Here is a 1,634-nt window from a genome sequence, read left to right on the forward strand (position 1 = left end):
GGGGTGGTTTTTTTTTTAAACTCCCCGGTGTCAAACCCCCCCACCGCCCCCCACCCCCCCGGGCCCGGGGGGCCCCCCCCCCCCCCGGGGCCCCGCCCCCGCCAGGGCTGTGATCTGGAAGAGAGGAAGCACCAGACCCGTCTTCCAGGCTCTCCGTGCGCGCTGGCGCCACTGATCGGTGCCAGCCTGATGGAGATCGCGAAGCGGCAGGACTGTCCTTGTCTCAGTCGGCAACGCCCCGACCAACGTCTCGTGCAGCGAGGTCATCGCACGGTCCTGCAATTTGAGATAGCGCTCAGGAACCGCTGCGGCGCTCTCTGTAAAAAGCCTCATCAGCAGGATGGTTGGCCCCATCCCGAGCAACAGCGTCAACGCGAAGTATCCGTCCACTGTCCAGAGTGCGACAAGTGCACCCAGAGCCGTGGCCACACTAGCGACTGTCCTGATGACGATGGGCCCGGCAGCGGCGATGTCGGCAACCCCGACGGTGGCCTGGGCGATAACCCTGTTGCTTGGCAGGCCTGTTGAATTCGCTTGCGGTCCAGCGGCGAGAGCGTGAAGCACGACACGGTTGCGCAACGACTGAGTTGCGACGGTGATCGCGTGGGCGGATGAGATTGTCCGGGTGTATCCGGCAGATGCACTGAGGAAGAGCAAGAAGGTCAGCACGTTGATCTCAGCGGGGATAGCCCCTTGCGTGAGAATGCTGTCGACGACCTGTGCGAGCACGAAAGGCAGTAGCACCGCAGCCACTGTGCCAGCCGTCGTGGAGATCGCGAGCACGGTCAGGGGCATCTGCGCTGCGAGCGCAGTGCTTACAGCCAGGTGCTCGGAAGACTGCATGATGGAGCGAGGAGGAGGCATGACGCTTGTCTCACGATCTGTACTGAAGAAGACCCGCGCGATGACGTGAGGTGGCAGCTGCATACGTAGGTCTGCAACCGGATCAGGTCGGTAAGCCTTGGTCGGAGACTGCTGAACAGACATAGCAAGCCGTGGTGAACGCCGTCCCTGCAGAAACGAATGTCGTCCGTGGATCAGGTGTCCGCAGGGACGGACCAGGTGCTCGTCCTTTGCGAGCCGTCAGCGAGCCGTTGCTCTGAGGCTTGGCCTGGTGATACCGCGGCAAAAGACGTAACAGAACCTGTCATGAATCGGGAAGCTCTGACGTGAGTAGGCGCATGCTTAATCGTGCAGACTCAACTGCTCAGAGCTGGTGGATCGGCGAGGATACTGTCCTGTGACTGGGGCATCCGGGAGCCTATGGGCCATGGGAACCAGCCACAGACGCTGTCCTGATGACTCAGGGCTGCTGACGGCACGGATCCCCACCGGCCGGCTGCTCCGTCTGGCTGGCGGTTCGGGCCACTGGCAAGTCCTACCTGCGGCGTCGGCGCCGCGATCGCAGGAAAGGGATGTAAGTCTGTGCAGTTACCACGACGAACCTGGTGAACGAGCTCGCCAGGCCGTCGATGACAATCAGTCCGGCCGAACCCCGGCCCGCCGGGGACTGTTCCTCGCTCCCGGAACCCAATCACTGAGCACTTTCAGTGTTGCCTCTCCAGGGTGAGGACGGCTTTGGCGATGACGGTCATGCGGTTGGGGCTGATGCGGGATCTGCGGAAGATCTGCCA

Annotated in this window: 1 pseudogene; it reads right to left on the reverse strand. The window is 62.7% G+C overall.

Annotation, left to right across the window (positions count from 1 at the left end):
- Positions 1 to 1,547 precede the first annotated feature (1,547 nt).
- Positions 1,548 to 1,634 (reverse strand): annotated as a pseudogene (locus ACFWBT_RS42865) (IS5/IS1182 family transposase); the annotation flags it as partial.

The organism is Streptomyces sp. NPDC060027 (assembly GCF_042737005.1).
GTDB lineage: Bacteria > Actinomycetota > Actinomycetes > Streptomycetales > Streptomycetaceae > Streptomyces.